The organism is Streptomyces sp. NPDC050704 (assembly GCF_040654355.1).
Taxonomy (GTDB): Bacteria; Actinomycetota; Actinomycetes; order Streptomycetales; family Streptomycetaceae; genus Streptomyces.
In genome coordinates this window covers 18,291-42,377 of record NZ_JBFAHW010000049.1, presented here as the reverse complement: position 1 = coordinate 42,377, position 24,087 = coordinate 18,291, and the positions used below count along the sequence as shown (strand labels likewise).

Sequence of the window (24,087 nt, the reverse complement as noted above, 5' to 3'; positions counted from 1 at the left end):
GGCGCGACCAGCCCCCACCGGCCTGCGGGTTCATCACCGCACTTCCAGCGGAGCGCTCAGTCGGCGAAGTTGACGCCGAAGGACGGTGTGCCGGTCGTCGAGACACCCGAGCCGCTCGGGGAGACGGTCCGCGAGCCGGTCGTGACGATCTTCGTGCCGTTCGACGGCAGGTACAGCACCGCGCCGTTGCCGGCGTTCTCGTACGAGCCGGCCATCAGGTCGGCCTTGCCGTCACCGGTGACGTCGTCGAGCTTCACGTCCGCGCCGAGGGCGTCGTCCGTCTCGTCGGTGCCGGGGACGCCCGCCGTGCTCTGCGCGAAGTACTGGCTGCCCGAGGCGGTGTTGATGCCGTTCGCCGAGCCGTACAGGACGGTGACCGCGCCGGTGTCCGCGACGCCGTTCAGGTTCTCGCCCGCGGAGCTGACGACGATGTCCTGGTAGGCGTCGCCGTTGATGTCGCCGAGGTCCAGCTCGTAGCCGAAGAGGTCGTCCTTCTCCGAGGAGCCGGGGACGTTGCCGGTGTTCTGGGTGATGCCGGTGGTCGAACCGGGGCCGGAGGCGGTGCCGTAGGTGATGTTCACCTTGCCGCCGAAGGCCGAGTCCGGGATGGTCGTGCCGTCGCCCGTGGTGTTGTTCCAGTACGCGCCGGAGACGACGTCTCCGTAGCCGTCGCCGTTGACGTCGCCGATGGCGGTGATCGCGCCGGGCTTCAGCTTCTGGGCCGACGACACGCTGAGGCCGCTCGCGGCGCCGGGCACGTAGTAGTTCGTGGCCCAGCCGTAGTCGGTGCTGGTCTCGAAACCGTCGATGACCAGGTCGGTCCTGCCATCGCCGTTGACGTCGCCCGCGGTGAGGTTGATCGGGCCGCGGGCGTCGCCGCCCGACTGGATCGGGGGCTTGAGCGTGTACCGGCCGCCCACCGCGGTGCCGGACGCGCTGATGCCGCCCTTGTAGACGTAGACGGTGCTGGACGAGTTGCCGACGGCCAGGTCGGCCTTGCCGTCGCCGTCGAAGTCGCCGGCGGCGAGGTTCTTGCCCCAGTAGTCGTGCGAGCCGACCGCCGGGTCCGCGACGGTGACGCCCTTGCCGGTCAGGCCGCTCGCGGAGCCCCAGAGCACGGCGAGAGTGCCGCCGTTGGTGTCGCTGCCGACCTTCTCCGTCGGGGAGGAGACGGCGAGGTCGTCGTATCCGTCACCGTTGAAGTCGGCGTACGCGGTCTCCGCGCTGAAGGCGTCGCCGGCCTCGGCGGTGCCGGGGACGCCGGCGCTGTCCTGGCTGAGCGTGGTCCGCTTGGCGGCGGACACTCCGGTGGCGGTGCCGTAGAGCGTGACGAGCTGCCCGGCGGTCTTGCGGCCGTTCACGTAGGCGCCGGCGGCCGAGAAGGCCACGTCGCCGATTCCGTCGCCGTTGAAGTCGGCGTGCGGGACGTTCGTCGAGTCGGCAGCCGTCGCCGTCACTGCCGAGAAACTGAGCAGACCACCCGTCAGCGCGGCAGCGGTGGCCGTCGCGAGGGTGAGTCGCAGGTACTTGTGCATGCGGGATTCTCCTGCTGCATGCGGGGACGCCTGGCGGGCGCCCGCAGTCAATGGGGTGCGCAGTCCGCCCGCGTTCGCCCGGAGTTCTCCTGGGCTTTGCGGGCGGTTGGCGATCAGGAGACCTGTGGAGGGGCGGGAGGGTTGTACGTGACTCCTGAGTTTCTTGAAACTTCTGGGACCGGCCGCTCGTCGCGAGCCCCGCGTCAGTCCGATCGAGGGCCCCGCGTCAGTCCGCCATGCCCAGGAACCCGGAGGTGGAGAAGGTGAGCGCGGGCTCCCTCGCGATCAGACCCCGCTTCTTGCCCGTGTACACGGCGATCGTGTCCTTCGTGTCCCCGCGGTAGGTCCGCACCACCAGGTCCGCTCGCTCGTCCCCGTCGAAGTCGGCCACCGTCAGGACGCGGGTGGCACCAGGGGCGGGCGGCGGCACGGTCACCATCCCGGACGCGGACAGCCCTGCCGTACGCCCACGGAAGACCCTCAACTCCGAGCCGCTGGAGACGAGTTCGCTCACCCCGTCGCCGTCGAAGTCCCCGGCGTCCAGGACCGTACCCGGCACGGCCAGTTCACCGCGCGGGCCGCCGGGCACGTCGTACCGGAGCGCGGTGCCGGTCATCGAGCCGACCGCCACGTCGAGGTCCGCGCCCTTGCCGAACCGGCCGAAGGCGACGTCGAGGCCGCTCGGGAGGGCGACGGGGGTGCCGGTGGGCCCGGCAGGGCCGCCCAGGACGAGGGCGGCGGTGGAGGCGGCGGGACCGTCGGTGGTACGGACGAGGAGGTCGTCGTAGCCGTCCCGGTCGACGTCCACGGCCGGGGGAGTGGGCACGTTCCCGGGCGAGGCGAGAGCCGCGCCGGCCGCCTTCGGTGACCCCTTGCGCGTGAAGGGTCCGCGCAGGTGGCTGAGCTGCCCGTCGGACGCGTGCACGACCAGATCCTCGGCCTTGTCCCCGTCGAAGTCCCCGCACACCGGGTGGTCCGGCCAGTCATTGCCGGCCCGTGCCTGCCCGGGGATCACCAGCTTCACGGCCTTGCCGACCAGGCCCTGGGAGGAGCCGAAGAGGATCTGCAGCGGCACCGGCGGCTGCCCCTGCCCGTCGAACGGCGGGTCGGTCGAGACGACGAGGTCGGTGAACCCGTCCTGGTCGAGGTCGCAGCTCGCCTCGGCGTCGAACACGGCGGGCAACTGCCCCTTGGTGGCGGCGGCGTGCTTCGCGGGACTCAGCAACTGCCGGGCGCCCGGCGCGAGTCCGCGTCCGGATCCCGACCCGTAGACGACACCGATACCGGCGTCGTCCCCGTGGCTGTCCCGCTTCACGAGGTCGTTGAGGACGAGGTCGCGGTGCCCGTCCCCGTTGAAGTCGTCCGCCGTGCGGCTGCCCTTGCCGGACGGGACGGGGAGCTGGGCCGGGGCCTTGGCGACGGTGACGCGTTCGCGCCCCTCCGCCGCGTCCCCGCCGTCGCCCTGCTGGGCGGTGGGACCACAGGCGACGACGAGACCGGCTCCGAGCACACATCCGGCCAGCGCCGCCACCATCCGCGTACTCGTTCTTCGCCCGCGCACCGTGAACCTCATCCGCCCCGGAAACAACAACGCCGGTCATCATGCACTTGATCGAGCCGAGGGTAAATGGCGGTAACACGTTGAAGTGTTCGTGCTGAATTCGTTACCTTTCGAGATCCGGAATGCTCCCTTCCGGATGGCTATGCGGATCCGGCCTGAATTGGGTGTGCTGAGGCTCGAAGAGGCAAATTATCCACATGTCTGAATTGATGGCATTGCTGGCTGTTCTTCGAGGGGTGAAACATCGGGGTACGGTCCGGCCGTGTGGCGCCCCTCACGGTTGTAGGGAATTGGGCAAAAGTATGGCAATGACGCACTGCAACGGCTCGTTCCGGTGGGCGTGTTGACCCCGGTCCGGGGCTCCGTGAATCGGGCGTCCGCATGGCAAGGTGTGGAGGTCCACCTCGCCTTCCGAAAGGCGAAGAAAATTTCCTTTCGGCGCCCGTGAATTCTGAATTTTCTCATCCGGCTTTCAGGGCGGTCCGCCCGTGCCTTTCGGGCGGCCGCCCCCTTCCGCCGACTCTCTTTTTTCCCAGCCCCTTCTGCCAGACCCCTTCTGCCTGCCTCTTTCCGCCCGCACCCAGAAGTCAGGAGACAGTCCATGGCCGACGAGATGGTTCGTCTCGCCCAGAGGTTCGTGAACACGACGTACAACGACGGCGCGACGCTAGGCATATCCAAACTGGAGGAGAACGGCGTCACCGGCTGGCCCGTGATGTACGCCCTCACCAGAGCGCTTCAGTACGAGATGGGCATCACCGCCCTCTCGGACTCCTTCGGCCCGACCACGCTGTCGACGATCGGCGCGAAGTACGGCAAGTTGGACGAGTCGACGGTCCCCTCGGCCAACTTCGCCCGCATCATCCAGTCCGCCCTGTACTGCAAGGGCTACGACGGCGGCGAGATCGACGGCAAGTACAACGACCGGGTCAAGGCCGCCGTCGAGAAGCTCAACCAGAACATGGGCGTGAGCGCCACGTATCCGGGCAGTGCCCTGTGGCCGAAGGTCGTCAAGGGCCTGTTCAACATGGACGCCTACGTCACCATCGGCGGCGGTTCGGACACCATCCGGTCCATCCAGCAGTGGCTGAACGGCCGGTACATCCTCCGCAAGGACTTCTACGTCATCCCCTGCGACGGCTACCACTCCCGTGACGTCGCCAAGTCGATGCTGTTCGCGATCCAGTACGAGCTGGGCATGGCCGACGGCACCGCGAACGGTGTGTTCGGACCCGGCACCCAGTCCGGCCTGAAGTCCCACACGGTCTCGGCCGGCACCACCGGCGTATGGGCGCAGCTGTTCACCGCTGCCATGATCCTCAACAAGCGGAATGTGCCCTTCGGGAACTTCACCGCCACGGTGCAGAGCGGTGTGGAGAGCTTCCAGTCGTTCGTCAAGCTCCCGGTCACCGGCAACGGCGACTTCCCGACGTGGGCCTCGCTGCTCGTCTCCTACGGCGACCAGTCCCGCCCCGGTACGGCGTGCGACGGCGTCACGATGATCACGCCGCCGCGGGCGCAGGCCCTGAAGGCCGCCGGCTACCAGTACATCGGCCGGTACCTCTTCAACCCGTCCACCACGAGCCTGCCGGAGAAGCAGATCCAGCCCGGCGAACTCGCCACGATCAAGGAGGCCGGGCTGCGCTGCTTCCCGATCTTCCAGACGTGGAGCCGGTCCGCGGACTACTTCAGCTACAACCAGGGCACCAGCGACGCGTTCAAGGCGATCGACTGGGCGCAGTACCACGGCTTCAAGCCCGGCTCGATCATCTACTTCGCGGTCGACTACGACGCGATGGACGGTGAGGTCACCCAGTACATCGTTCCGCACTTCCGCGGCGTGATGCGCACCATCGGCGAGAACTCCGCCTACGGCGTGGGTGTCTACGGACCGCGCAACGTGTGCCAGCGCATCGCGGACGCCGGGTACTCGGCGACGAGCTTCGTGTCCGACATGTCGAGCGGCTTCTCGGGGAACCTCGGCTACCCGATGCCGACGAACTGGGCGTTCGACCAGATCGCCACCATCACGGTCGGCTCGGGCACCGGCTCGATCGAGATCGACAAGAACGTCGCCTCGGGCCGTGACACCGGCCAGGGCGACTTCGACCCCGGCGGCTACACCGACGGCGTGGACGTCGACCTGGACAAGGACGCGTACCAGGCCCCGATGCTGACGGACGTCAAGAACTACCTGGTGTCGATCGGTGTTCCGGAGACCGGCGGCGACGGCTGGACCGACTCGGACTGGGCCACGCTGGGCGGCATCTCCACCAGCAAGGCGTACGAGCTCGTGCTGAGCGCGGACTGGCTGTTCACGTCGCTGGCGCGGCAGCTCAAGGTCCGCAAGGCGCTGATCCAGGCTCCGGTCCTGTGGGAGCTGCGCAAGATGAACCCCCTGGACGTCGCCGCCGACGAGGCCGTCAAGGCCGGACTGGACGACGACTGCAGCACCGGCTGGGGCCAGATCTTCGCCTGGGTGACCATCGACGCCCGCAACTACTGCATGCAGCAGGGAATCATCAACGGCAGCCCGCTGACCGACGACGACATCCCGGGGGTGTGGAAGGACCTCAACGAGGACCCGACCTACAACATCCGGTCGGTCGCCTATCTGACGCTCTACAACGCGCACCAGCTCGGGAAGCCCCGGCCCGGCCTGACCACGGGCCTCGCCGACACCCAGGCGCTGCTGGCCCGGTACAACGGGACCGGCGACGCCGCCGCGCAGTACGGCCGCGAGCTGATCGGTCTCTACAACGTGCTCGAGAACTACAACCAGCTGTCCCGCAGCAAGTGACCTCGATCATGGGCGTGAACACCGTGAGCAGTGTGGACACCGTGAATACTGGGCGCATGCGGAAGTCGTTGCCGGCCGTCCTCGGCGTGAACCTGCTGCTGGGGGTCCCCGGGGTCGTTCCGGTGTGGCTGCTGTCGTACTTCGCGGTGAACTGGCCGCTCAAGGCGCTCGGCTGGACCGTCGGTGAGCCGACCGAGAACGACGGCATGCTGCCCTGGCTGCTGGTCGGCGGGCCGGTGCTGCTGGTGTTCGGTCTGGTCTGGTGGCTGGCCAACCGACCGTTGCGGCGCAGGTCGGCACTGGCGGCCCGCGTGTACTGGCCGGTCAGTGTCCTGGTGACCCTTGTGCCGTCGTTCGCGCTCATGATCGTTCTATGAGAGAGGGATGACAGACGTGCAGAACGACATGACGAGGCGGGGCGTGGTGAAGAGCGCCACGGTGATCGGTGCCGCGGCCGCCCTGGGGTCCGTCGCGCAGGGCACGGCCTCGGCCGCGCCGAAGAGCGCGCCCCTGAGCGCGCCGAAGAAGCTCCCGACGTCCGCGAACGGCTGGCCGGTCGAGAAGGAGGCCAACCACGTCTCCACGGTGTGGACGCGTCCGGTGGCCGGTACGGGTCTTGAGGTCGACGTGCGGATCGGCGACGTGGAGCTGATCCTCGTCCACGTGATCCGCCGCTTTCACTACGAAGTGGAGCAGCTCCAGCGGATCGACCTGGCGGGCTGGCAGCAGATCGGCAAGCTCCGCAAGGCCCTTCCGGAGTCGAACCTCGCCTCCGGTACGGCGGTACGGATCCGGCCGGGCGCCAGTGCGAAGGGCGGGCTCTTCCCCCTCCAGGAGCTGACGCTGCGGGACGTCCTCGCCGACTGCGAGGGTGTCGTGCGCTGGGGCGGCGACGACACCGAGGTCGACGAGTCGCTGTTCTACGTCGACGCAGGACCGGACGACGAGCGGGTGGCGAAGGTGGCCGGCAAGCTGCGCCGCTGGGACGCGACGCCCGGCGAGGGCGCCGGCGTGACGGTCAACGTCCTGTCCCCGTCCCGCCGCGACCGTGCGGACCGGCTGGCCCGCACCCAGCGCGACGACTGACCCGGCCCCCGAGCCGAGGGATGTGCAGCCACTGGGCCGCCGAGCATGCTCGGCGGCCCAGTGGCGCGGACTCCGGTGACGAGAGGTATTGACCTCAACTTTGCTTCAGGTCCTACGTTTCCCGCATGGACACCACGGACGCCACGCACACCACTGACTCAACTCGCATCCGCGAACTCGTCGCGCGCAGCCAGGAAGCCCAGACCGACCCGGACGTGCTGCCGGAACTGCACACCGCCGACCTCGTACTCATCAATGTCGCAGGACGGCGCCTCTTCGGACGCGAGACCTTCGCCGCGGCCATGGCCGCGGCGCTCGCCTCCCCGCTCAAGGGCATCCGGACCGAACTGGAGGTCGACGACATCCGGTACCCCACGCCCGACGTGGCCATAGTGAGCCTGACCAAGACGATCCACGACGAACGAGCCGGCGCCGAGGGCCCGGACCCGTCCGAACTCCCCGCCACCGGAGCGATGACCTACGTCCTGATCCGCGAGGGCGACGACTGGCGCATCGCCCTCGCACAGACGACACCGATCCGCTGAGCGCGGCGAGGTCGTCGGACGGGGGTCATGTGGTGGCGTTACCGCGCTCGGGCTCCGCGGGCCGCGCTGTGACGAAGGAGCCGAGGCCCGGTTCGGTGTAGATGAGGCCTTCCGCGCGCAGGCCCTTGTGCACCTTCTGCGCGGTCACGGCGGCGATGCCGAACTCCGCGGTGATCTCCACGACGGACGGGATGCGCGTGCGCGGCGGGTACGTGCCGTCCTCGATGCGACGGCGAATCACCTCGGCCACTTGGCGCCAGCGGGGGATGTCGGCAACAAATTCCATCACCGCACCACCATGCGCAGACGGCGGCATTCTGTGCGATTCACAGTACCCTGTGCATGGAGCAGTAGACCGCAGTAGGGTTACGGGCTGGAAGACCCCGGCGACGGATTGGAGCCGTCCCGGGGCGTGGCCACCAGCCAAACCCGATCGGAGCTGATGACGTGACCGACCTTATCCGCCGACTCATGACCTGGGCGGGCCTCCTGCTCATCCCGCTCACCCCGCGCGAAGCGCATCCCGTACGGCCGGTGCGGAGGTCCGTTCAGCGGCTCGCGCCACGGGCCACGGCCCTCCCCGCCCACCGCAGCCCGTACGGCCTGGACACCCCCCCCTCGACGGCACGGACGCCACTCCCGTACGCCCGTACGTGATCGCCCATGAGCAACGTGAACGGCGTCGCGAACTGGCCCTGGCCGCCCTGGGGCTGGACATGCCCGGCCCGTACTGGATCCACGGGACGGAGGTCGCCTGATGGAAGCGGAATCGGCGCGGGTGCCGCGTCTGCTGCCCTGGACCGGTCCCGAGGGCAACTCCTGCTCCCTGATCACCGACGACCACGGCGGGCCCGTGTCACGCCTCGCCGACGCCACCGAGTCCATCCAGCTCGGCATGGGGACACAACTCCTCGCCCACGCCCGCGACATGCTCCCCGACACCCCGCAGGGCGAACTCCGCTTCCTCGCCGAGCGTCTCACCGAGGCCCTCCATGACGTCCTGCGCGTCGCCGAGAGCCGGGGCCTGCGGCTGCACCGGCTCAACTGACCGTCAGGAACGACGACACCCCATGCCCGGGCAGGACATGGGGTGTCGGCCGTGCCGAAGTGGCGGGTTACTTCACCGGCTGGGGCTCCGGCTCGTTCTCCGCGTCCGCCTCGCCCGCCGGGGGCTCGTCGTCGACCGGCGTCCTGACGGAGTCGAGGAGCAGCTGGGCGACGTCGACGACCTGGATGGACTCCTTGGCCTTGCCGTCGTTCTTCTTGCCGTTGACCGAGTCGGTCAGCATGACGAGGCAGAACGGGCAGGCGGTGGAGACGATGTCCGGGTTGAGGGAGAGGGCCTCGTCGACGCGCTCGTTGTTGATGCGCTTGCCGATCCGCTCCTCCATCCACATCCGCGCACCACCGGCGCCGCAGCAGAAGCCGCGCTCCTTGTGGCGGTGCATCTCCTGCTGGCGCAGGCCCGGGACGGCCGTCATGATCTCGCGCGGCGGCGTGTAGATCTTGTTGTGGCGGCCCAGGTAGCACGGGTCGTGGTAGGTGATGAGGCCCTCGACCGGGGTCACCGGGATCAGCTTGCCCTCGTCGATGAGGTGCTGGAGCAGCTGGGTGTGGTGGATGACCTCGTAGTCGCCGCCGATCTGCGGGTACTCGTTGCCGAGGGTGTTGAGGCAGTGCGGGCAGGTCGCGACGATCTTCTTGGCCGACTTCGGCTTCTTCGACTCGGCGGTGAAGTTGCCCTCGTCGTCCATCTCCTCGCCGAAGGCCATGTTCAGCGCGGAGACGTTCTCCATGCCGAGCTCCTGGAAGAGGGGCTCGTTGCCGAGGCGCCGCGCGGAGTCACCCGTGCACTTCTCGTCGCCGCCCATGATCGCGAACTTGACGCCCGCCATGTGGAGGAGTTCCGCGAAGGCCTTCGTCGTCTTCTTGGCGCGGTCTTCCAGCGCGCCCGCGCAGCCGACCCAGTACAGGTACTCGACCTCGGTGAGGTCCTCGATGTCCCGTCCGACGACCGGGATCTCGAAGTCGACCTCCTTGGTCCACTCCAGGCGCTGCTTCTTGGCAAGACCCCAGGGGTTGCCCTTCTTCTCCAGGTTCTTGAGCATCGTGCCGGCCTCGCTCGGGAAGGCGGACTCGATCATCACCTGGTAGCGGCGCATGTCGACGATGTGGTCGACGTGCTCGATGTCGACGGGGCACTGCTCGACGCAGGCACCGCAGGTGGTGCACGACCAGAGGACGTCGGGGTCGATGACGCCGTTCTCTTCGAGGGTGCCGATCAGCGGCCGCTCGGCCTCGGCGAGGGCGGCGGCGGGTACGTCGGCCAGCTGCTCCTTGGTCGCCTTCTCATTGCCCTCCATGTCCTTGCCGCCACCCGCGAGCAGGTACGGGGCCTTGGCGTGCGCGTGGTCGCGCAGGGACATGATGAGGAGCTTGGGGGAGAGGGGCTTACCGGTGTTCCAGGCCGGGCACTGCGACTGGCACCGCCCGCACTCGGTGCAAGTGGAGAAGTCGAGGATGCCCTTCCAGGAGAACTGCTCGACCTGGCTGACACCGAAGACGTCGTCCTCGCCGGGGTCGGTGAAGTCGATCGGCTCGCCGCCGCTCGTCATCGGCAGCAGCCCGCCGAGGGCGGTCTCACCCTTCGCGTTCCGCTTGAACCAGATGTTCGGGAAGGCGAGGAAGCGGTGCCAGGCGACGCCCATGTTGGTGTTCAGCGCGACGGTGATCATCCAGATCAGCGAGGTGCCGATCTTGATCATCGCGACCAGGTAGACCAGGTTCTGGAGCGTGCCGAGGGAGAGCCCCTTGAAGGCGAGCACCAGCGGGTACGAGGCGAAGTACGCGGCCTCGTAGTGGTCCACGTGGTGGATCGCACCCTCCAGGCCGCGCAGCGTGTAGATCGCCAGACCGATGGTGAGGATGACGTACTCGACGAAGTACGCCTGCCAGGCGACGGAGCCCGCGAAGCGCGACTTGCGGCCCGCCCGTGAGGGCAGGTTGAGCAGCCGGATCGCCATCAGTACGAGGATGCCGAGAATCGTCATGACGCCGATGAACTCGATGTACATCTCGAACGGCAGGAAGCCGCCGATGACCGGCAGCGTCCAGTCGGCCTCGAAGAGCTGGCCGTACGCCTGCGCGAGAGTCGGCGGGAGCGTCAGGAAGCCGATCGCGACGAACCAGTGCGCGAAGCCGACGATCCCCCACCGGTTCATCCGGGTGTGGCCGAGGAACTCCTTGACCAGGGTGATCGTGCGGGCCTTGGGGTCGTCGGTGCGGCTGCCCGCGGGCACCGACTGACCGAGCTTCACGAACCGGTAGATCTGCGCGACGGCTCGGGCGATGAGCGCAACGCCGACCACGGTCAGGACCAGCGACACGATGATCGCGGCGAGTTGCATTGGGGGCTCCTCGGGCCTGCGAGGTGGGACTAAAGCTTGGACTAAGCCTGGACTTCAGCTGATTACTAAGCGGTAACTTACGCAGTCCTCTGAGACTACCTACTCTCCCAGCCGCACTGTAGCCAGGGGTGCGGTGATCTGCGTCGCTGAGGCTTGCCTGAGTGGGGTTGCGCCCCTCCAGTCGCACCCCTTCGGCCGTGCCCCTTCAGTCGCGCCCGCTCGGTCGTGCCCCTTAAGGGGCGCGGGGCTGTGTCGATATGCGGCTCCGCCGCGTGGGCGCGACAAGCCCCCACCGGCCCGCAGCCCACCGCCGCCCCGCAGGTCAAAGCCTAATTGCGCGTAAGGAAGAGATAAGAGTTGAGCCCCTCCGACTCAGGTCTGTTGACCCAGCGGCAAGCGTCGTGCACACTTGAGTCCGTTCCACTCAAGTCATTGCTGGAGGAATTGAAATGGCACGTGCGGTCGGCATCGACCTGGGCACGACTAACTCCGTCGTCAGCGTTCTGGAGGGCGGTGAGCCCACCGTCATCACCAACGCCGAGGGCGCCAGGACCACGCCGTCCGTCGTCGCCTTCGCCAAGAACGGTGAGGTGCTCGTCGGAGAGGTCGCGAAGCGCCAGGCGGTCACGAACGTGGACCGGACCATCCGCTCGGTGAAGCGTCACATGGGCACGGACTGGTCCATCGAGCTCGACGGGAAGAACTTCAACCCGCAGCAGATGAGCGCCTTCATCCTGCAGAAGCTGAAGCGCGACGCCGAGGCGTACCTGGGCGAGAAGGTCGCGGACGCGGTCATCACCGTCCCGGCGTACTTCAACGACTCCGAGCGTCAGGCGACGAAGGAGGCCGGCGAGATCGCGGGCCTGAACGTCCTGCGCATCGTGAACGAGCCCACCGCGGCCGCCCTCGCGTACGGCCTCGACAAGGACGACCAGACGATCCTCGTCTTCGACCTCGGTGGCGGCACCTTCGACGTGTCCCTCCTGGAGATCGGTGACGGCGTCGTCGAGGTGAAGGCCACGAACGGCGACAACCACCTCGGTGGTGACGACTGGGACCAGCGAGTCATGGACTACCTGGTCAAGCAGTTCTCGGCCGGCCACGGCGTGGACCTGGGCAAGGACAAGATGGCCCTCCAGCGCCTCCGCGAGGCCGCCGAGAAGGCCAAGATCGAGCTGTCCTCCTCCACGGAGACCTCGATCAACCTGCCCTACATCACGGCCTCCGCCGAAGGCCCGCTGCACCTGGACGAGAAGCTCACGCGCGCCCAGTTCCAGCAGCTCACGGCCGACCTCCTGGAGCGCTGCAAGACGCCGTTCCACAACGTCATCAAGGACGCCGGCATCCAGCTCAGCGAGATCGACCATGTCGTTCTCGTCGGTGGCTCCACCCGTATGCCCGCCGTCGCCGAGCTCGTCAAGGAGCTCACCGGCGGCCAGGACGCCAACAAGGGTGTGAACCCGGACGAGGTCGTCGCCATCGGCGCCGCGCTCCAGGCCGGTGTCCTCAAGGGCGAGGTCAAGGACGTCCTGCTCCTCGACGTGACCCCGCTGTCCCTCGGTATCGAGACCAAGGGAGGGATCATGACCAAGCTCATCGAGCGCAACACCACGATCCCGACCAAGCGGTCCGAGATCTTCACGACGGCCGAGGACAACCAGCCGTCCGTGCAGATCCAGGTCTACCAGGGCGAGCGCGAGATCGCGGCGTACAACAAGAAGCTCGGGATGTTCGAGCTGACCGGTCTGCCCCCGGCCCCGCGCGGTGTCCCGCAGATCGAGGTCGCCTTCGACATCGACGCCAACGGCATCATGCACGTGACCGCGAAGGACCTCGGCACGGGCAAGGAGCAGAAGATGACCGTCACCGGCGGCTCCTCGCTGCCGAAGGACGAGGTCGACCGGATGCGCCAGGAGGCCGAGCAGTACGCGGACGAGGACCACCGTCGCCGCGAGGCCGCCGAGACCCGCAACCAGGGCGAGCAGCTCGTCTACCAGACGGAGAAGTTCCTCAAGGACAACGAGGACAAGGTCCCCGGCGACGTCAAGACCGAGGTCGAGTCGAGCATCGAGGAACTGAAGGCCGCGCTCAAGGGCGAGGACACCTCCGAGATCCGTACGGCCACCGAGAAGGTCGCCGCCGTCTCGCAGAAGCTCGGCCAGGCGATGTACGCCGACGCGCAGGCCGGCCAGGGTGCCGCGTCCGGCGCCGAGGCCCCGGGTGCCGACGCGGGCGCGGATGCCAAGGCCGCTGACGACGACGTCGTCGACGCCGAGATCGTGGACGAGGACCGTGACCGTAAGGACGGTGCCGCGTGACAGAGGAGACCCCGGGCTTCGACGAGCAGCAGTCACAGCAGCCGCAGTCGCCCGACGTCCCCTCCGGCGCCACCCCTGAAGACGCCGAGCCGACGGTCGCCCCCTCCACGGAGGAGGGGGCGGCCCCGGCAGGGGACGCGGCAGCAGCGGCCCAGGTCGCAGGCCTCACCGCTCAGCTGGACCAGGTGCGCACGGCGCTCAACGAGCGCACGGCGGACGTCCAGCGGCTCCAGGCCGAGTACCAGAACTACCGCCGCCGGGTCGAGCGCGACCGGATCGCGGTCAAGGAGATCGCCATCGCGAACCTCCTGACCGAGCTCCTGCCCGTGCTCGACGACATCGGCCGCGCGCGGGACCACAGCGAACTGGTCGGCGGCTTCAAGTCCGTCGCCGAGTCGCTGGAGACCGTCGCGGCGAAGATGGGCCTGCAGCAGTTCGGCAAGGAGGGCGAGCCCTTCGACCCGACGATCCACGAGGCCCTGATGCACTCGTACGCGCCGGACGTCACGGAGACGACGTGCGTGGCGATTCTGCAGCCGGGGTATCGGTTCGGCGAGCGCACCATCCGCCCCGCGCGGGTGGCGGTGGCCGAGCCGCAGCCGGGCGCGCAGACCGTCAAGGGCGACGAGGCGGACGCGACCACGGCGGCCGACGACAAGGAGAGCGGTGGCCCGGACGAGGGCTGACGTGAAAAAAGACGTACGAGAACCTGTACGCGAGGCAGTACGGCGCGTACGTAGGGACGTACGGAAGGAGGGGCGTCGAGGATGAGCACCAAGGACTTCATCGAGAAGGACTACTACAAGGTCCTCGGCGTCCCCAAGGACGCCACCGAGGCCGAGATCAAGAAGGCGTACCGGAAGCTCGCCCGCGAGTTCCACCCGGACGCCAACAAGGGCAACGCGAAGGCCGAGGACCGCTTCAAGGAGATCTCCGAGGCGAACGACATCCTCGGCGATCCCAAGAAGCGCAAGGAGTACGACGAGGCCCGCACGCTCTTCGGCAACGGCGGGTTCCGGCCCGGACCCGGCGCCGGCGGCGGCTCCTTCAACTTCGACCTGGGGGACCTCTTCGGAGGCGGCCCCCAGGGGCAGGGACAGGCGGGCGGCGGCTTCGGCGGCGGGATCGGTGACGTCTTCGGAGGCCTGTTCAACCGCGGCGGCGCGGGCGGCACGGGCACCGGCACGCGTACGCAGCCCAGGCGCGGCCAGGACATCGACACCGAGGTCACGCTGAGCTTCACGGAGGCCGTGGACGGGGCGACCGTGCCACTGCGCATGACCTCGCAGTCGCCCTGCAAGGCCTGTTCGGGCACCGGCGACAAGAACGGCACACCGCGCGTGTGCCCGACCTGCGTCGGCACCGGCCAGGTGGCGCGGGGCTCCGGCGGCGGGTTCTCCCTCACCGACCCCTGCCCGGACTGCAAGGGCCGCGGCCTGATCGCGGAGCACGCGTGCCTGGTCTGCAGCGGCTCGGGGCGCGCCAAGTCGTCCCGGACCATGCAGGTCCGTATCCCCGCGGGGGTCAGCGACGGCCAGCGCATCCGGCTGCGCGGCAAGGGCGCGCCGGGCGAGCGGGGCGGCCCGTCGGGCGACCTGTACGTCGTCGTGCACGTGGACGCGCACCCGGTCTTCGGCCGCAAGGGCGACAACCTCACCGTCACCGTGCCCGTCACCTTCGCGGAGGCGGCGCTCGGCGGCGAGGTCCGCGTGCCCACGCTCGGCGGCCCGCCGGTGACGCTGAAGCTGCCGCCGGGCACGCCCAACGGCCGCACGATGCGCGCCCGCGGCAAGGGCGCGGTCCGCAAGGACGGCACCCGCGGGGACCTGCTGGTCACCGTCGAGGTGAGTGTCCCCACGGACGTTACGGGGAAGGCTCGTGACGCGCTGGAGGCGTATCGCGAGGCGACCGCGGGTGAGGATCCGCGGGCGGAGCTGTTCCAGGCCGCGAAGGGAGCATGAGGACACCATGGACGCAACCGGACGCCGTCGACAGAGTTCTTATTCCGCATATGAGCTGACGGAAGAGACACCGGTGTACGTCATCTCGGTGGCCGCCCAGCTCTCCGGCCTGCATCCGCAGACCCTGCGCCAGTACGACCGCCTCGGCCTGGTCTCCCCGGACCGCACGGCCGGGCGCGGTCGCCGCTACTCGGCCCGCGACATCGAACTGCTGCGTACCGTCCAGCAGTTGTCGCAGAACGAGGGCATCAACCTCGCCGGCATCAAGCGCATCATCGAGCTGGAGAACCAGGTCGCCGCGCTCCAGTCCCGCGTCGCGGAGATGGAAGCGGCCCTGGACGGCGCGGCGGCGGCGATGCAGCAGCGCGAGGCCGCGGTCCACGCCTCGTACCGCCGCGACCTGGTCCCGTACCAGGAGGTCCAGCAGACCAGCGCGCTGGTGGTGTGGCGACCGAAGCGACAGCAGTCGGACTGACACGGACTGACACGCGCAGGTAGGTGCGTACGTACATGAACACGCGTAAGGGGCCCGACGGTTCAGGTTCTGTCACCTGAACCGCCGGGCCCCTTCGCGCTGTCCGGCGTCTTTCGGTTCGCCGCCCTCCGCCGGTCGCAAGGCGACGAAGACGAACTCCAGGCCTGGTCGGTCGGGTGCGTCGCGGATGTCTTCCATGACGTAACCCTGCGCCACCAGTTCCGCCTCGATCTCATCCCGCTCGCGGAAGCGCAGCGTCGATTCCGATGTCAGCTCCTGCCCGTCCGCGGCGAACACATACGTCCAGTGGAACGTCACCAGCGGTCCATCGGCCTCGATCAACCGGACCCAGCTCTCGACCGCGCCGACACCCGGGATCTCCGTCACCCCGTACGAGGTCTCGCGGTTCCACGCTTCCCAGGCGCGCTTTGCCGGGTCCCGGGTCTCGAAGACCAGACGCCCGCCTGGGCGCAGGGTTTCGTAGGCACCCCGCAGGGTCCTCCGCCACGCCTGCGGGTCGACGATCTCTTGGGCGACGTTCGCCGTCATGGTCGCGAGGTCGACCCGGAGCGGCGGGAGTGCCGTCGCGTCAGCGCAGATCCAGCGCACCCGCTCGCTGCCGGGCTTGCCCCGGGCCACGTCGATGGACGCCTGGGCCGGGTCGACACCGACGACGTCGATTCCGCGGTCGGCCAGCAGGAGTGCGAACACCCCTGTTCCGCAGCCGATGTCCAGGACCTGGCGGGCCCCGAACTCCTCCGCCATGCGGACGTACGCGTCGAGATCGCCGCGGTCCGGGTCGAGCGGGTCGTAGATCTCAGCGAGTCGTGGATGCCCGAAGCACTCGTCAGCCATCTCGTCAGCCATGTGGCCGAGGGTGCCTGAGCCCGACGGCGGGGGCCAGCGATATGCCGATCAGCTATATGCCGATGGGGGCCGGGAAGTAGCCCGCGGTTGTTGCCGTTGCCCTGGTGGCCCGACCAGGCGAAGGAGCCGGGGGGAGTCCGACTCCTTCCCGGGGCGGGGGCCGAGCGAGGGTTATCGGCCCGTCGACTGCCAGATCGTCAGGGCCAGGGCCGTGCACGACGTGGCTGCCGCCAGGGACGGGAGGGGCCAGCGGGTGCGTTCCAGGGCCTCGATGCGGGACTCGTGTTCGTCGAGGGTCTTGTCGGTCTGGTCGGCGCGCTGGAGGAGGAGGGCGAGGTCGCCGCGGGTGGTGGCGAAGCCGACGTCGACCGAGCGGCGCAGGCGCTCCAGTTCCAGCGCGATCTCCTCGGCCTCGGTGGCCGTCATCGGTGGCCTCCCGGGGGTGAGGGCTTCGGTGAGGGCTTGAGCGGGGGGTTCAGCGGGGCGTTCATGGATTCGGTGGCCTTCGTTCGGGGTCTTCGGTCTTCGGGGCACCGGCCGCGGTCCGAGCCGTTCGTGTTCGGCTGCGACTCCTTCCCACGTATGGGAACATGTGTTCGATCGTTGCGAACGAGCGAACAGGTTCGCATGGTGCGAGCGCGTGCGCAAGCTATTACCAGCCGGGGAGGTCGGCGTGATGAATGCGCCACGGACAGTGCATGAACGGCCTTTTATGGAACACCAGTTGTCAAATCTTCACAGTTACGTGCGAGCGCGCACACACGTCGGTGCGAGCACGGTCGATACGCTCTCCCCGCGACGAGGGGAGAGCGGACACATGGGTTCCAGCTCACGGGCCGGGGCCCGTACGGACCAGAGTCAGCGGGCCGAGGGGCTTGAGGGGTTCGCGGGCTGGATCGAGGACCTGTTGCGCACCCGTGGCTACGAGATCGACAGTCCGCGCGGCGGCGGCCGTTCCAAGCTCGCCGACGACGCCGGGGTGCACCGCGCCGCCGTGAGCCGGCTGCTGCAACGGCAGTCCATGCCCGACCTGGAGACGATGCGGCGCATCGCGGCCGTACTCGGCGTGCCCCTGCGGGAGATGCTCATCCGCTCGGGCCGGCTCACCGAGGACGACCTGCCGCTCGCCGGCGGCGAGCGCCCAGTGACCGGCGAGGACCATCAGCGGCTGAGCGCCGAGGAGGCCGCCCACCGGATGGGCGTCCCGCCCGAACTGCGGGACCTGTTCGCCAAGGTGGCGCGGCAGTTCCTCCCGGAGGGCGGTTGACGGGGAAGGGGTTGGAGCGCCGCATGGGGAATCCAGGAGGCGGCCGGGGCGACGAGGCGGAGCACGTCTCCAGGCTGGTGGGCGAACTGCTCGTCAGACTCGGCGAGATGGTCCGGGAGGCGGGACCGGAGGCCGTGCGCATCCTCACCGAGGAGGAACTGCAACGGCAGCAGTTGAACTGGTTCCGAGCGGGCTGGGCCGAACACGCCCGGGCGACGACCGGCCCGGAGCACCCCGACCGACCGCCGACACCACCGAAAGGCTCAGACCGACTGTCGGCAGGTTCAGATCGACTGGCGACAGGCTCAGACCGGCCGCCGACAGGCTCAGACCGGCCGACGAGCGGTTCCGGTCGGCCGCCGACACGGTCCGGCCGCCCGTCAGCCGGTTCCGGTCGGGCGTCGGTCCGGCCGGGTTCCGATGGCGGCCCCGGCCAGCATCCCGACACCGACAGCGAAGAGTTCCCGCCCTCGCCCCCGGCCGCCCGCCTCCTCCGCTTTCCCGAACGCGCACCGGACGACCAGGACTGAGCGGCAGCGTGAACCGGCCGGTACTCGTCTACTTGTCCAACAGGTTGTGCGTTACGCGGTCCAGCAGGTCCGCGTCCCAGTCCGCGTCGGCCCCTGTCCAGTCCTCCGCCTCCTCCGCCGCTGTCCCCGTACCCGGAGTCGTACCCGTGCCCGTATCCGTCACCTGGGCCTGGGAGAGCTTCGGCGGGGGCTTGAGCCAGCTGTCGAGGTCGGCCTCCGTATAGCTCTCGGCGCAGGCGACGATCGCCTCGTGGAGGCTGGCGGGGCCGGTGAGGCCGGCGAGCTTGGGCCAGTCGACATTGCACGGACCCGGGGCGGGGGCGGGGACGGGGGTCGGGGCGGCGGCGGCCCCTCGTCCGGCATCGGTGGCCGACGCGGGCGTGGCGGCCGTCACGGCCAGGCAGCCGGCCGCCAGGAGGGGTATGACGTATCGGGAGAGCGTGCGCATGGGGACTCCAGCGTGAGAGGTCGGGGTCGTCTGGTTCCAGCAACTTCCGAGAGCCGCGCCGCCGCAATTCGTACGGGGCCGATCAGGTGCCCGCACTGACCCGGACGTGGTTTTCTGACGCTTTCCGTCCAGATCCGCCCAACCTTCGACCAGCCTCCGCCCTGCCTCTGTCCTGCCTCCACCCCTTGCCTCTGGCCCGCCTTCGTCCCGCCTCGTCCGCCTCCTGCGGCGGAGCTGTGGACTCCCGTCCGACGGATTCCCCCGACATCACCCCGGTCTCTCCACAGGTTTCCGTTGCGATCTCGTTAGCAGTTACTCCTTGACGGCCCGGGAACCTCCACGTTGGCTTTTTGTCACCTGGGCCCGAACTGCTGCGCCCTTGTCCGGAAGGCACCAGAAGTGAACAGCCGTATGCGCCGTACCGCCATAACCATCACCGCTTCCACCATGACCCTCGCGCTCGCCGCATGCGGGGTGCTCGACGGGAGCGGCGACGAGGCCGGGGAGTCGAGCCCGGCCAGGGGCGACGACATCACGGTGGGCCTGCTGCTGCCGGAGAAGACGAACTCCCGCTACGAGAAGTTCGACTACCCCATCATCAAGAAGAAGGTCGGCGCGCTGACCAACGGCAAGGGGAAGGTCGTCTACGCGAACGCCGAGCAGGACGCCGCCGAGCAGAACAAGCAGCTCGCGCGGATGGTGGACGACAAGGTCGACGTACTGCTCGTGGACGCGGTGGACTCCAAGGCCATCGCCTCCGGGGTGAAGAAGGCCAAGGACGCGGGAATCCCCGTCATCGCGTACGACCGGCTGGCCGAGGGCCCGATCGACGCGTACGTCTCGTTCGACAACGAGCTGGTCGGCCAGGTGCAGGGCCGGGCCCTCATCGACGAGCTGAACGGCAGCCGGTCCCAGAAGATCGTCATGATGAACGGCGCGGTGACCGACCCGAACGCCGCCCAGTTCAAGAAGGGCGCCCTCGACGAGCTCAGCGGCAAGGTGACCATCGCCAAGCAGTACGACACCAAGGACTGGAAGCCGTCGAACGCCCGGGCCAACATGATGGCGGCCATCTCCGCCATCGGCGCGAACAACATCGCCGGGGTGTACTCGGCCAACGACGGCATGGCGGGCGGCGTCATCTCCGCGCTGAAGGCCGCGGGCGTCACCGACCTGCCGCCGGTCACCGGCCAGGACGCGGAGCTGGACGCGGTGCAGCGCGTCGTCGACGGCGACCAGTTCATGAGCGTCTACAAGCCGTACCCGCAGGAGGCCGAGACCGCCGCCGAGATGGCCGTGGCCCGGGTGCGCGGCTACGGCATCGAGTTCGACGCCCTCACCCCCGACAAGGTCGACAGCCCGACCACCAAGGCCGTCCCGGCCAACCTCCTCCAGGTCACCGCGCTCACCAAGGAGACCGTCGAGGACACGGTCGTCCGGGACGGCATCTACACGGCCGACGAGATCTGCACGTCCAAGTACGAGGCGGCGTGCGACGAACTCGGCATCAAATAGTCCCCTGGTCCCCTTTTTCTTCTCCGCAGTCCACGCGCGTAACCGGGACGGTTCGGGAGCCTTCACACATCTGATCTGCCCGATGTGCCGTAAGGCGTCCCGAACCGTCCAAGTAGGCGTCCGAGCAAGCCTGTTCACCCTGTTCACGCCACGCGCGTGAACTCCACCGTCACCTCCGGCGGCCCTCCGGCCACCCCCCGGTACACGCCCTTGTGGGGCGTCACGTCGTCGTAGTCGCGGCCGCGCCCGACCACGACGTGGGACTCGTTCGCGCGGGTGCGGTTGGTGGGGTCGTAGCCGGTCCAGTCGCCGGCCCAGTACTCGACCCAGGCGTGGCTCTGGCCCTCGACGGGGCGGTGGAGTTCGGCGTCGCGTTCGGGGTGGAGGTAGCCGGAGACGTACCGGGTGGGCAGGCCGAGGGAGCGCAGCAGGCCGGCCGTGAGGTGGGCGATGTCCTGGCAGACGCCCGCGCCCTGCTCCCAGGCCTCCGCGGCGCTGGTGTTCACGCCGGTGGAGCCCGGGATGTACGAGACGTGGTCGGCGACCAGGTTCGACACCGCCACCGCCGTCTCGTGCGGGTCGAGGCCCGTCGCCGCGAGCCGGGCCCGCTCGATCAGCTTGTCGGGCACGGCCGTACGGGACGTCTGGACCGAGTGTTCCAGCAGCCGGGAGTTGGTGACCTGGTCGGCCACCTCGGCCCAGGTGGGGGCGGGGAGCAGGCCGGGCGGCGGGGCGGTCTCCACCAGGCTCACCGCGGTGATCGTCAGGTCCGCGTGGGGTTCCATCAGGTCGAAACCGGTGACCTGGGTGCCCCAGTAGTCCCAGTACGACCAGGTCGCCGTGGACGGGTTCACCAGCACGCGGGCGTCCAGGGTCGTCTGGCCGGGCAGCGTCAGCGGGGTCATGCGGACCTCGTTGTGGGAGGAGACCGCGGCCTGCGCGTACGAGACCTTCGTGATGTGGCGGATGCGGAGTCGGTGTGTCATCGCGTACTCACGCTCCTTCCTGGGCCCATTCGACGGGCCCCTGGTACGGGAAGAACCTCTCCGCGACCGCCTCGGCGGAGGCCATGCAGGACGCCTGCAACTCGCCGAGGAGGGACGGGAGTACGTCCTCCAGAGCCGTCGAGTCCAGGTATTCGAGGCGGGTGCGCATCCGGCCGATCGGGCGGCGCGCCGGGTCCTGGCGGGGGCGGCCGAGCGCGGCCAGGCACTCCTCAGCCGTGGTCAGCGCGTGCAGCACCGAGCGCGGGAACTCCCGGTCCATGATGAGGAATTCGGCGACCCGGGCGGTGTCCCCGAAGCCGCCGTACACCCGCGCGTAGGCCTCGTCGGCGCCGCTCGCGCTGAGCAGCGTCGGCCAGTCGGGGGCGTGCGGCGCGTCCAACACCCGTACGGACAGCAGTCGTACGGTCATGTCCACCCGCTCCAGGCTCCGGCCCAGGACGACGAAGCGCCAGCTGTCGTCGCGGCTCATCGTCGAGTCGGCGAGGCCGAAGAAGAGGGCGGCCCGGCGGCGTACGAGTTCGAGATAGGCGTACGGGCCGGTGCGGCGGGCGGCGAGGCGCTGGTCGGCGAGGGCGTGCCAGGTGGAGTTGAGGCACTCCCACATCTCGGACGAGACGGCCTCGCGGGCGCTGCGGGCGTTCAGCCGGGCGGCGCCAAGGGCGCCCTCGATGGCGCAGGTCGAACGGGCGTCGAAGGCCAGATGGTCGAGGACCTGCTGCATGTCGACGGGGTCCGTGCCCGCGTCGACGCCGAGGATCGCGTACAGCGACCGGCACGCCACGTCCTCGTCCCGCCAGGGGTCTTCGAGGAGCCGGTGCAGATACGCGTCGAGGATGCGGCCGGTGGCGTCGGCGCGCTCGACATAACGGCCGGTCCAGGTCAGTGCTTCGGCTATGCGGGAGAGGATCACGTCGTTCGCGCTCCCTTGAGTGGTGCTCGCCTGAGTGGTGCCCGCGTGGGTGGTGTTGCCAGGGGTGCCGGCCCTGCCTTGGGTGCTGGTCATTGCTGCTGCGCCTCCTCCTGCGCGAGGGCGCGCTCGCCGTCGGGGCCGAGCTGGCGCGGGGCGACCTGCGGGACGGCCGTGGACTCCGCCGGGAGCGGCCCGTCCTTCGGCCCCTCCGCGAGGACCCAGGTGTCCTTGGAGCCGCCGCCCTGGCTGGAGTTGACGATGAGGTTGCCCTCCTGGAGCGCGACCCGGGTGAGCCCGCCGGGCAGGACCCAGACATCGGTTCCGTCGTTGACGGCGAACGGCCGGAGGTCGATGTGGCGCGGAGCCATCCGGTCGCCCGCGAGGGTGGGGGACGTGGACAGGGCGACGGGACGCTGCGCGATCCAGCCCCGCGGATCGGCGATGACCTCTTTGCGTACGCGATCCAGGGTGTCCTTGTCCGCGTGCGGCCCGATGACGATGCCCTGGCCGCCGGCCCCGTCGACGGGCTTCACGACCAACTCATGGAGCTGGTCGAGGACCGCCTCCAACTGCCCCGGCTCATCGGGGCGAAACGATTCGACATTGGGGAGTACCGGCTCCTCGCCGAGGTAGTACCGGATGAGATCGGGAACGTACGTGTACAGCAGCTTGTCGTCCGCGATCCCGTTCCCCACGGCGTTCGCGAGTGTGATGTTCCCCGCCTGGGCGGCGTTCATGATGCCGGGGCAGCCGATCACCGAGTCGGGCCGGAAGTGCAGCGGATCGAGGAAGTCGTCGTCGAGCCGCCGGTATACGACATGGACCGGCATCTCGCCGCGCGTGGTCCGCATCCACACGCGGTTGCCACGGCAGACCAGATCGTGCCCCTCCACCAACTGCACGCCCATCAGCCGTGCCAGCAGGGCGTGTTCGAAGTAGGCGGCGTTGCTGGGACCGGGGGTCAGGACGACGACGCGCGGGTCGCCGATCCCGTCGGGCGCGGCGGCGCGCAGCGCGGCGAGGAGCCGCTGCCCGTAGCCGTCGACCGGCAGGACGTGTTGTTCGGCGAAGAGGGAGGGGAAGATCCGGGTCATCGCACGCCGGTTCTCGATGACGTACGAGACTCCCGACGGCACCCGGACGTTGTCCTCCAGGACCCGGAAGTCGCCCGCTTCGTCGCGTACGAGATCGATGCCGGCGACATGGATGCGTACGCCGCCCGGGGGTTCCACGCCGTGCGCGGCTCTGTGGAAGTGGGGCGAGTTGAGGAGCAGTCTCCAGGGGACCACCCCGTCCTCGAAGGCCCGGCACGGCCCGTACGCGTCGGCCAGATAGGCCTCCAGCGCCCGCACCCGCTGGGACACCCCACGTTGTATGAGATCCCATTCCAGTGCGTCCAGGACCCGCGGCACGAGGTCCAGCGGCCAGGGCCGCTCCTCGCCCGCGAAGGCGTAGGTCACGCCCCGGTCCGTGAACGCCCGTGCCATCTGGTCGGCCCTGAACCGGAGTTCGGCCGGTTCCATCGGTTGAAGTGCTGCCAGCACCGGCTCATAGGCGGTCCTGACCTCACCCGGCCGCTCAAACATCTCGTCCCACGCGTCGGCCAACGCGTACGCGTCAAATATGTCCGCCATGGCCTGACGTTAAGCGCGGTACGTAACATGCCGATCACTCGGTGATTTCCGGCAGCTCACGGGAGTGATCGAGTGGCGAGGTGAGGGCGTGACGGCTGGGTGTGCCCGGCCGGGGCCGACGGTGCCCTCGGTACCTCAGGACAAGCGAGGGCCAACCGTGCTGGTGCCACCATGCAGGCGTGAATGATAAGCACGCCTATAATAGATTCGCTGCTCATTGA

The 24,087-nt window shown here is 69.1% G+C and carries 22 protein-coding genes; 12 read left to right on the top strand and 10 right to left on the bottom strand.

Going from position 1 to position 24,087, the window contains the following annotated elements:
* Nucleotides 1–56: 56 nt before the first annotated feature.
* Together AB0I18_RS27195 and AB0I18_RS27190 are read right to left on the bottom strand one after the other, a co-directional pair.
* Nucleotides 57–1,535 (bottom strand): VCBS repeat-containing protein, encoded by a 1,479-nt coding sequence (locus AB0I18_RS27195; protein ID WP_363108204.1) that lies wholly within the window; start codon nucleotides 1,533–1,535, stop codon nucleotides 57–59.
* A 226-nt stretch (nucleotides 1,536–1,761) separates the two neighbouring features.
* Nucleotides 1,762–3,108 (bottom strand): VCBS repeat-containing protein, encoded by a 1,347-nt coding sequence (locus AB0I18_RS27190; RefSeq protein WP_363108203.1) that lies wholly within the window; start codon nucleotides 3,106–3,108, stop codon nucleotides 1,762–1,764.
* A gap of 589 nt (nucleotides 3,109–3,697) precedes the next feature.
* On the opposite strand from AB0I18_RS27190, the gene AB0I18_RS27185 reads away from it, so the two are divergent.
* From AB0I18_RS27185 to AB0I18_RS27170, 4 genes are all read left to right on the top strand, one after another.
* Nucleotides 3,698–5,896: a glycoside hydrolase domain-containing protein gene (locus AB0I18_RS27185; protein WP_363108202.1), complete on the top strand. Its 2,199-nt coding sequence runs from the start codon at nucleotides 3,698–3,700 to the stop codon at nucleotides 5,894–5,896.
* A gap of 56 nt (nucleotides 5,897–5,952) precedes the next feature.
* The gene (locus tag AB0I18_RS27180; RefSeq protein WP_363108201.1) at nucleotides 5,953–6,273 is read left to right on the top strand and encodes a hypothetical protein; all 321 of its coding nucleotides are present in this window, start codon (nucleotides 5,953–5,955) and stop codon (nucleotides 6,271–6,273) included.
* 7 nt (nucleotides 6,274–6,280) lie between these two features.
* Nucleotides 6,281–6,982 carry a hypothetical protein gene (locus tag AB0I18_RS27175; protein ID WP_363108200.1) on the top strand — a complete coding sequence of 234 codons (702 nt, stop codon included), beginning with the start codon at nucleotides 6,281–6,283 and terminating at the stop codon, nucleotides 6,980–6,982.
* 125 nt (nucleotides 6,983–7,107) lie between these two features.
* Nucleotides 7,108–7,527, top strand: a complete 420-nt coding sequence (locus tag AB0I18_RS27170; RefSeq protein WP_363108199.1) for an SgcJ/EcaC family oxidoreductase — start codon at nucleotides 7,108–7,110, stop codon at nucleotides 7,525–7,527.
* Between the two features lie 25 nt (nucleotides 7,528–7,552).
* On the opposite strand, the gene AB0I18_RS27165 is transcribed toward AB0I18_RS27170, so the two are convergent.
* On the bottom strand, nucleotides 7,553–7,813 hold the full coding sequence (locus AB0I18_RS27165; RefSeq protein ID WP_363108198.1) for a winged helix-turn-helix domain-containing protein: 261 nt from the start codon (nucleotides 7,811–7,813) through the stop codon (nucleotides 7,553–7,555).
* A 161-nt stretch (nucleotides 7,814–7,974) separates the two neighbouring features.
* Here AB0I18_RS27165 and AB0I18_RS27160 point away from each other — a divergent pair, with 161 nt between their 5' ends.
* Together AB0I18_RS27160 and AB0I18_RS27155 are read left to right on the top strand one after the other, a co-directional pair.
* The gene (locus tag AB0I18_RS27160; protein WP_363108197.1) at nucleotides 7,975–8,184 is read left to right on the top strand and encodes a hypothetical protein; all 210 of its coding nucleotides are present in this window, start codon (nucleotides 7,975–7,977) and stop codon (nucleotides 8,182–8,184) included.
* Nucleotides 8,185–8,284: 100 nt separating this feature from the next.
* The gene (locus tag AB0I18_RS27155; protein WP_363108195.1) at nucleotides 8,285–8,575 is read left to right on the top strand and encodes a hypothetical protein; all 291 of its coding nucleotides are present in this window, start codon (nucleotides 8,285–8,287) and stop codon (nucleotides 8,573–8,575) included.
* A 67-nt stretch (nucleotides 8,576–8,642) separates the two neighbouring features.
* Here AB0I18_RS27155 and AB0I18_RS27150 read toward each other — a convergent pair whose 3' ends face one another.
* Nucleotides 8,643–10,934, bottom strand: coding sequence for a (Fe-S)-binding protein (locus AB0I18_RS27150; protein WP_363108194.1), 2,292 nt, complete (start codon nucleotides 10,932–10,934; stop codon nucleotides 8,643–8,645).
* A 449-nt stretch (nucleotides 10,935–11,383) separates the two neighbouring features.
* Between AB0I18_RS27150 and dnaK the strand changes: the two genes are divergently transcribed.
* The 4 genes from dnaK (at nucleotide 11,384) to AB0I18_RS27130 (ending at nucleotide 15,688) form a co-directional block, all read left to right on the top strand.
* Nucleotides 11,384–13,252, top strand: coding sequence for a molecular chaperone DnaK (gene dnaK, locus AB0I18_RS27145; RefSeq protein WP_363108193.1), 1,869 nt, complete (start codon nucleotides 11,384–11,386; stop codon nucleotides 13,250–13,252).
* Nucleotides 13,249–13,938 carry a nucleotide exchange factor GrpE gene (gene grpE, locus AB0I18_RS27140; protein WP_363108192.1) on the top strand — a complete coding sequence of 230 codons (690 nt, stop codon included), beginning with the start codon at nucleotides 13,249–13,251 and terminating at the stop codon, nucleotides 13,936–13,938. Before dnaK ends, grpE begins: the two co-directional genes overlap by 4 nt.
* An 81-nt stretch (nucleotides 13,939–14,019) precedes the next feature.
* A complete protein-coding gene (dnaJ, locus tag AB0I18_RS27135; RefSeq protein WP_363108191.1) occupies nucleotides 14,020–15,213 on the top strand; it encodes a molecular chaperone DnaJ in 1,194 nt (397 codons plus the stop codon).
* Nucleotides 15,214–15,220: 7 nt separating this feature from the next.
* Nucleotides 15,221–15,688 carry a helix-turn-helix domain-containing protein gene (locus AB0I18_RS27130; protein WP_363108190.1) on the top strand — a complete coding sequence of 156 codons (468 nt, stop codon included), beginning with the start codon at nucleotides 15,221–15,223 and terminating at the stop codon, nucleotides 15,686–15,688.
* Nucleotides 15,689–15,760: 72 nt separating this feature from the next.
* Here the strand turns inward: AB0I18_RS27130 and AB0I18_RS27125 are convergent, their stop codons facing one another.
* Nucleotides 15,761–16,543 carry a class I SAM-dependent methyltransferase gene (locus AB0I18_RS27125; RefSeq protein ID WP_363108226.1) on the bottom strand — a complete coding sequence of 261 codons (783 nt, stop codon included), beginning with the start codon at nucleotides 16,541–16,543 and terminating at the stop codon, nucleotides 15,761–15,763.
* A gap of 183 nt (nucleotides 16,544–16,726) precedes the next feature.
* On the bottom strand, nucleotides 16,727–16,981 hold the full coding sequence (locus tag AB0I18_RS27120) for a hypothetical protein (protein WP_363108189.1): 255 nt from the start codon (nucleotides 16,979–16,981) through the stop codon (nucleotides 16,727–16,729).
* Nucleotides 16,982–17,372: 391 nt separating this feature from the next.
* Here AB0I18_RS27120 and AB0I18_RS27115 point away from each other — a divergent pair, with 391 nt between their 5' ends.
* Nucleotides 17,373–17,822 (top strand): helix-turn-helix transcriptional regulator, encoded by a 450-nt coding sequence (locus AB0I18_RS27115; RefSeq protein WP_363108188.1) that lies wholly within the window; start codon nucleotides 17,373–17,375, stop codon nucleotides 17,820–17,822.
* A gap of 558 nt (nucleotides 17,823–18,380) precedes the next feature.
* On the opposite strand, the gene AB0I18_RS27110 is transcribed toward AB0I18_RS27115, so the two are convergent.
* Nucleotides 18,381–18,800, bottom strand: coding sequence for a hypothetical protein (locus AB0I18_RS27110; RefSeq protein ID WP_363108187.1), 420 nt, complete (start codon nucleotides 18,798–18,800; stop codon nucleotides 18,381–18,383).
* Between the two features lie 411 nt (nucleotides 18,801–19,211).
* On the opposite strand from AB0I18_RS27110, the gene AB0I18_RS27105 reads away from it, so the two are divergent.
* Entirely contained in the window at nucleotides 19,212–20,315 is a 1,104-nt protein-coding gene (locus AB0I18_RS27105; protein ID WP_363108225.1) for a substrate-binding domain-containing protein, read from the top strand.
* 143 nt (nucleotides 20,316–20,458) lie between these two features.
* Here the strand turns inward: AB0I18_RS27105 and AB0I18_RS27100 are convergent, their stop codons facing one another.
* The 3 genes from AB0I18_RS27100 to AB0I18_RS27090 are packed head-to-tail and all read right to left on the bottom strand — an operon-like array spanning nucleotide 20,459 to nucleotide 23,866.
* Nucleotides 20,459–21,301 (bottom strand): transglutaminase family protein, encoded by an 843-nt coding sequence (locus AB0I18_RS27100; RefSeq protein ID WP_363108186.1) that lies wholly within the window; start codon nucleotides 21,299–21,301, stop codon nucleotides 20,459–20,461.
* A 7-nt stretch (nucleotides 21,302–21,308) separates the two neighbouring features.
* Nucleotides 21,309–22,325 (bottom strand): alpha-E domain-containing protein, encoded by a 1,017-nt coding sequence (locus AB0I18_RS27095; protein ID WP_363108185.1) that lies wholly within the window; start codon nucleotides 22,323–22,325, stop codon nucleotides 21,309–21,311.
* Complete coding sequence (locus AB0I18_RS27090; RefSeq protein ID WP_363108184.1) at nucleotides 22,322–23,866, bottom strand: circularly permuted type 2 ATP-grasp protein; 1,545 nt, start codon at nucleotides 23,864–23,866, stop codon at nucleotides 22,322–22,324. Before AB0I18_RS27090 ends, AB0I18_RS27095 begins: the two co-directional genes overlap by 4 nt.
* Nucleotides 23,867–24,087 lie beyond the last annotated feature (221 nt).